The organism is Pseudomonas citronellolis, assembly GCF_029335315.1.
Lineage (GTDB): Bacteria > Pseudomonadota > Gammaproteobacteria > Pseudomonadales > Pseudomonadaceae > Pseudomonas > Pseudomonas citronellolis_A.
Window position 1 is genome coordinate 1 of record NZ_JARJLT010000023.1, and the last position, 6,365, is coordinate 6,365.

Below are 6,365 nucleotides of genomic sequence, written 5' to 3' on the forward strand. Positions count from 1 at the left end.
ACAGCCGGGCGCTGAACTCGCGGCCCAGGCTGGTCTCCTCCAGGCGGTAGTGGTCGCCGGCGCGGAAGCCGTCGTACTTCAGGGTCGCGTCGCACAGCTGCGAGGCGTTGCTGTCCTGGTTGTCGTACAGCTGCACCTGCAGGCTGTGGGCGCCCGGCGGCACCTCGAAGAAACGTCCGTCGTCCAGGCGCTGGCCGTCCAGGCGCTCGGCCATCAGCACCTCGGGAGTCTCCTCGCCCAGGCTGACCCAGGCGCGCGCCGGGTCGGGCCTGGGCATGGGGCCGGCGCAGCCGGCGAGCAGGGCGAACAGGGACAGCAGCGGTACGGCCAGATATCCGGCACGGGTCATGGGATCACCTCGGGGTTGGGGATTGCGGGATCGGGCCGCCATCGGGCGGCCACTTGGGTTCAGCCGGGGAAGCAGGCCAGCGGTTGCGGGTCGCCCAGCGGCTGCCCGGCGCCGTCGTACAGGCGCACCACCAGGCGGCTGCCCAGGGTGCTCTCGCGCAGGCGGTAGTGCTGGCCAGCGGCGAACGCGGGGTAGCTCAGACGTGCCTTGCACAGGCCCTGGTCGGGCGAGTCGTCGCCGCTCTTGTCCAGCTCCACGGCCAGCTCGTGGCGGCCGGGGGCGACGTCGAAGTAGCGCAGATCGGTCACCGCGTGGCCGTCCACGGAGCGGGCGTAGAGCTGGTTGGGCGCCTCCTGGCCGAGGTCGACGCGGGCCAGCTCGGCGTGCGGCGCCGGTTCGCGGCCGGCGCAGGCGCCGAGGGCGCCGATCAGGGACAGCAGGGCCAGGGATGGCAGCAGGCGGTTCATCGCATCACCTCGAAAGGACCGCGGCGCGGTCGGGACGGGCTGCAGGTTGCGACCGGCGCAGATGACACTCAAATGAATCGCCATGAAGGAATCTTTAACCGGAGCATGAAAAAACCTTCATCCCGAGCGCGCCTTCCTGTTAGGCGAAAAGCCCCAGACTAGAGCGGTTCCCGCAATCCGCCGAAGAGGTTCAGCCGATGCTCGGGCTGGTAAGAACTGCACTGGACAAGCCCTACACCTTCGTCGTCATGGCGCTGCTGATCTGCATCCTCGGCCCCCTGGCCGCGCTGCGCACGCCCACTGACGTATTCCCCGACATCGGCATCCCGGTGATCGCCGCGGTCTGGCAGTACACCGGGCTGTCGCCGGAGGACATGGCCGGGCGCGTGCTCTACACCTACGAGCGCTCGCTGAGCACCACGGTCAACGACATCGAGCACATCGAGTCGCAGTCGCTGCCGGGCATCGGCGTGGTGAAGATCTTCTTCCAGCCGGGCGTCGACATCCGCACCGCCAACGCCCAGGTCACCGCCGTCTCGCAGACGGTGCTCAAACAGATGCCGCCGGGTATCACCCCGCCGCTGATCCTCAACTACAACGCCTCCACCGTGCCGATCCTGCAGATGGCCTTCTCCAGCCCGAGCCTGTCGGAAGCGAAGATCCGCGACCTGGTGCAGAACAGCATCCGCCTGCCGCTCACCGCCATCCCCGGCCTGGCCCTGCCCACGCCGATGGGCGGCAAGCAGCGGCAGATCACCCTCGACCTCGACCCCCAGGCCCTGGCCGCCAAGGGCCTCTCCGCGCAGGACGTGGGCAACGCCCTGGCGGCGCAGAACCAGATCATCCCGGTGGGCACCGCCAAGCTCGGGCACGGCGAGTACACAGTGCTGCTGAACAACAGCCCGAGCGCCATCGACGAGCTCAACGAGCTGCCGATCAAGACCGTCGACGGCGCGGTGATCACCATCGGCCAGGTCGCCCACGTGCGCGACGGCTCGCCGCCGCAGACCAACGTGGTGCGCGTCGACGGCCACCGCGCGGTGCTGATGCCGGCGCTGAAGAACGGCGACGTCTCGACCCTGTCCATCGTCAGCGAGATTCGCGGCATGCTGCCGCGCATCGACGAGGTGCTGCCGCCGGCGCTGAAGACCTCGCTGCTCGACGACGCCTCGACCTTCGTCCGCCAGTCGGTGGGCAGCGTGGCCCGCGAAGGGATCATCGCCGCGCTGCTGACCAGCGCGATGATCCTGCTGTTCCTCGGCAGCTGGCGCTCCACCCTGATCATCGCCGCCTCGATCCCGCTGGCGGTGCTCGCGGCCATCGCCCTGCTGGCGGCCAGCGGGCAGACACTGAACGTCATGACCCTCGGTGGCCTGGCGCTGGCGGTGGGCATCCTGGTGGACGACGCCACGGTGACCATCGAGAACATCAACTGGCACCTGGAACAGGGCAAGGCGGTGCGCGAGGCGATCCTCGACGGCGCGCGGCAGATCGTCGGGCCGGCGTTCGTCTCGCTGCTGTGCATCTGCATCGTCTTCGTGCCGATGTTCATGCTCCAGGGCGTGGCCGGCTACCTGTTCCGGCCGATGGCCCTGGCGGTGATCTTCGCCATGGGCAGCTCGTTCATCCTCTCGCGCACCCTGGTGCCGACCCTCGCCCTGTACCTGTTGCGCCCGCACCACACCGAGGGCGGCGCCGGGCGCCACCCGGAAGACACCTACCTCAACCACCACGAGGGCGACCAGGCCAGCGGCTCGGCGCTGGTGCGCTTCCAGCGCGGCTTCGAGGCGCGCTTCACCCGCGTGCGCGACGCCTACCACCGCCTGCTCGGCAAGGCCCTGCAGCGGCGTCGCGCGTTCATCCCGGCGTTCCTCGGCGTGGTGCTGGCCAGCTTCGCCCTGCTGCCGAGCCTGGGCGAGGACTTCTTCCCGGCCACCGACGCCGAGACCATCGCCCTGCACGTGCGCCTGCCGCTGGGCACGCGAATCGAGGAAAGCGCGGCGGCCTTCGACCGCATCGAGGCGGCGATCCGCGAGGTGATCCCGGCCGAGCAGCGCGACGTGGTGCTCGACAACATCGGCATCCCGCTCAGCGGCATCGACGTGGCCTACAGCAACAGCGGCACCATCGGCCCGCAGGACGGCGATATCCAGGTCGCCCTCAAGCCCGGCCACGCGCCCAGCGCCGACTACGTCAAGCGCCTGCGCGAAGTGCTGCCGCAGCGCTTCCCCGGCAGCCAGTTCGCCTTCCTGCCCGGCGACGTCAGCAGCCAGATTCTCGACTTCGGCGCGCCGGCGCCGCTCGACGTGCGCATCTCCGGCCCCGACGGCGCGGCCAACCGCGCCTATGCGGTGGAGCTGGAGCGGCGCCTGCGGCATGTCGCCGGGGTCGCCGACCTGCGCATCCAGCAATCCACCGGCTACCCGGCGCTGCAGGTCGAGGTCGACCGCCGCCGCGCCGAGGGCCTGGGGGTTACCGAGCGCGACGTCACCAACTCCATGGTCGCCTCCCTGGCCGGCAGCTCCCAGGTGGCCCCGGTGTTCTGGCTGAACCCGAAGAACGGCGTGTCCTACGGCGTGGTCGCGGCCACCCCGCAGTACCGCCTGGACAGCCTGCCGGCGCTGCAGACCCTGCCGGTCACCGGCAGCGCAGGGCAGTCCCAGGTGCTCGGCGGCCTGGCGCGCATTCGCCGGGTCGCCACCCCGGCGGTGGTCAGCCACTACGCCATCGAGCCGACCCTGGACCTCTACGCCAACGTCCAGGAGCGCGACCTCGGCGGCGTCGCCAAGGACATCCAGCAGGTCATCGACGACATGGCCGCGCAGCGCCCGAAAGGCGCCGAGGTCAGCCTGCACGGGCAGATCGACGCGCTGCACCAGGCCTTCGGCGGGCTGCTGTTCGGCCTGGCCGGCGCCATCGTGCTGATCTACTTGCTGATCGTGGTCAACTTCCAGTCCTGGCTCGACCCCTTCGTGATCATCACCGCCCTGCCCGCCGGCCTCGCCGGGATCGTCTGGATGCTGTTCCTCAGCGGCACCACGCTGTCGGTGCCGGCGCTCACCGGGGCGATCCTGTGCATGGGCGTGGCCACCGCCAACTCGATCCTGGTGGTGAGCTTCTGCCGCGAGCGCCTGGCCGAGCACGGCGACGCCGCCCGCGCCGCGCTGGAGGCCGGCTTCACCCGCTTCCGCCCGGTGTGCATGACCGCCCTGGCGATGATCATCGGCATGCTCCCGCTGGCCCTCTCCGGCGAACAGAACGCCCCGCTCGGCCGCGCGGTGATCGGCGGCCTGCTGGCCGCCACCCTGGCCACGCTGATCTTCGTCCCGGTGGTGTTCAGCCTGGTGCACCGCCGTCATTCCCTTGCCGCTGGAGTCGCAACCCATGCCCGCTAAGCAACCCACCCTGCTCTATGGCACCCTCGGCCTGGGGCTGGCCCTCGCCCTGGTCGGCGGCGGCCTGGCCCTGCGCGCCGGGCACGCCCACGCCGTGGCGGCCTGGACCGAGGCCCAGGCGCTACCGGTGGTCGCCACCTTCCACCCGGACCCGGCCGGCGCCGGCGACGCCCTGAACCTGCCGGCGCACCTGGAGGCCTGGCAGGAGGCGGCGATCCACGCCCGCGTCAGCGGCTACCTGAAGAGCTGGCGCAGCGACATCGGCACCCCGGTGAAGGCCGGCCAGGTGCTGGCGGAGATCGACAGCCCCGACCTCGACCAACAGCTGCAACAGGCCGCCGCCCGCCTGCAGCAGGCCAAGGCCAACGCGCACCTGGCGCGCACCACCGCCGAACGCTGGCGCAACCTGCTGGCCAGCCACTCGGTGGCGCGCCAGGAGGCCGACGAGAAACAGGCCAACGCCGAGGCCGCCGACGCCAACGTCGCCGCCGCCCAGGCCGACTACGCCCGGCTCGCCTCGCTGGAAGCCTACAAGACCCTGCAGGCCCCCTTCGCCGGGGTGGTCACCGCGCGGCGCACCGATGTCGGCCAGCTGATCCAGGCCGACAGCGCCAGCGGCCCGGAGCTGTTCCGCATCGCCGACACCCACCGCCTGCGCCTGTACGTGCCGATCCCGCAGAACTACGCCAACGCCGTGCATCCGGGGCTGAGCATCAGCTTCAGCGTGCCGGAGCACCCCGGCCGCGCCTTCCAGGCGCGCTACAGCGGCAGCTCGACGGCGGTGGACCCGCGCTCGGGCAGCCTGCTCGCCGAGTTCGTCGCCGACAACCCGGACGGCGCCCTGCTGCCCGGCGACTACGCCGAGGCCAGCCTGCCCGCGCCGCACGACGCGGCGCGCCTGAGCATTCCTTCCAGCGCGCTGATCTTCCGCGCCGGCGGCACCCAGGTGGCGGTGCTCGACGGCAACGGCAAGGTGCGCCTGCGCGACATCCACATTGCCCTCGACCTCGGCGACCGCCTGCAGGTGGACCAGGGCCTGGGCGCCAGCGACCGGGTCATCGACAACCCGCCGGATTCCCTGGAGAACGGCGACAGCGTGCGCCTGGCGCAGGGAGGCGGCGATGCGCATCAAGCCTGACCGCGCGCTGCCGCTCGGCGCCCTGCTCGGTGCCCTGTTCGGCCTGAGCGCGTGCTCCCTGGCGCCGGCCTACCAGCCGCCGCTGCCGGCCATGCCCGCGCACTACAGCGACGCCCATGGCGACTGGCTGCCCGCGCAGCCGGCCGACCGCGCGCCGGCGCACTGGTGGCAGCGCTTCGGCGACGCGCGCCTGGACCAGTTGCAGGCCGAGCTGGAACGCGCCAACCCGGACCTGGCCGCCGCCGTCGCCCACTACGACGCGGCCCGCGCCGCCGCCCGGGAAATCGCCGCCGCCCGCGCGCCCCAGGCCGGGCTCAGCGCCCAGGCCCTGCGCCAGCGGCAGTCCGACGACAAGCCGCTGCGCGGCAGCGACCAGCCGGACATCTACGCCAGCGACACCCTGGCCCTGGGCCTGGACCTCGACCTGGACCTCTGGGGCCGCCTGCGCAACCTCGCCGCCGCCGGCCGCGCCGAGGCCCGCGCCACGGGCGACGCCCTGGCCGCCGCGCGGCTGTCGCTGCAGGGCGAGCTGACCCGCCAGTACCTGGCCCTGCGCGGCCTCGACCGCCAGGCCGGGATACTCGGCCAGAGCCTGGAGGCCTACGCCCAGGCGCAGCGGATGACCCAGGCGCGCTACGACAACGGCATCGCTTCCGAGCTCGACCTGGCCCGCGCCGAGCACCAGCTGGCCGACGCCCGCGCCCAGCGCGACGAAGTCGACGGCCAGCGGCGCCTGCTGCAACATGCCATCGCCGAGCTGCTCGGCCAGGACGCCGGGCGCTTCGCGATTCCCGCCGACGGCTCGCTGCCGGCCCTGCCCGAGGTGCCGGCGGAGTTGCCCAGCACCCTGCTCCAGCGGCGCCCGGACATCGCCGCCGCCGAGCGCCGGCTGTTCGCCGCCAACGCCGGCATCGGCGTGGCCCGCGCCGCCTGGCTGCCGGACCTCGACCTGGGCGCGCTGGTCGGCGGGCAGAGCGCCGGCAGCGGCAGCCTGCTCAGCGCCGGCAACCGCATCT

5 protein-coding genes are annotated in these 6,365 nt (G+C 72.3%); 3 read left to right on the forward strand and 2 right to left on the reverse strand.

The window, feature by feature from the left end; genetic code table 11:
- Both P3W75_RS01400 and P3W75_RS01405 read right to left on the reverse strand, forming a co-directional pair.
- A partial coding sequence (locus tag P3W75_RS01400; protein WP_276225580.1) for a hypothetical protein occupies positions 1 to 349 on the reverse strand: 349 nt, incomplete at its 3' end.
- Between the two features lie 59 nt (positions 350 to 408).
- Complete coding sequence (locus tag P3W75_RS01405) at positions 409 to 816, reverse strand: hypothetical protein (RefSeq protein ID WP_276225581.1); 408 nt, start codon at positions 814 to 816, stop codon at positions 409 to 411.
- Positions 817 to 1,013: 197 nt separating this feature from the next.
- Between P3W75_RS01405 and P3W75_RS01410 the strand changes: the two genes are divergently transcribed.
- The 3 genes from P3W75_RS01410 to P3W75_RS01420 form a co-directional block, all read left to right on the forward strand.
- Complete coding sequence (locus tag P3W75_RS01410) at positions 1,014 to 4,211, forward strand: efflux RND transporter permease subunit (RefSeq protein ID WP_276225582.1); 3,198 nt, start codon at positions 1,014 to 1,016, stop codon at positions 4,209 to 4,211.
- Positions 4,201 to 5,349, forward strand: coding sequence for an efflux RND transporter periplasmic adaptor subunit (locus tag P3W75_RS01415; protein WP_276225583.1), 1,149 nt, complete (start codon positions 4,201 to 4,203; stop codon positions 5,347 to 5,349). The genes P3W75_RS01410 and P3W75_RS01415 overlap by 11 nt, the downstream gene beginning before the upstream one ends.
- A partial coding sequence (locus tag P3W75_RS01420; RefSeq protein ID WP_276225584.1) for an efflux transporter outer membrane subunit occupies positions 5,333 to 6,365 on the forward strand: 1,033 nt, incomplete at its 3' end. The genes P3W75_RS01415 and P3W75_RS01420, both read left to right, overlap by 17 nt.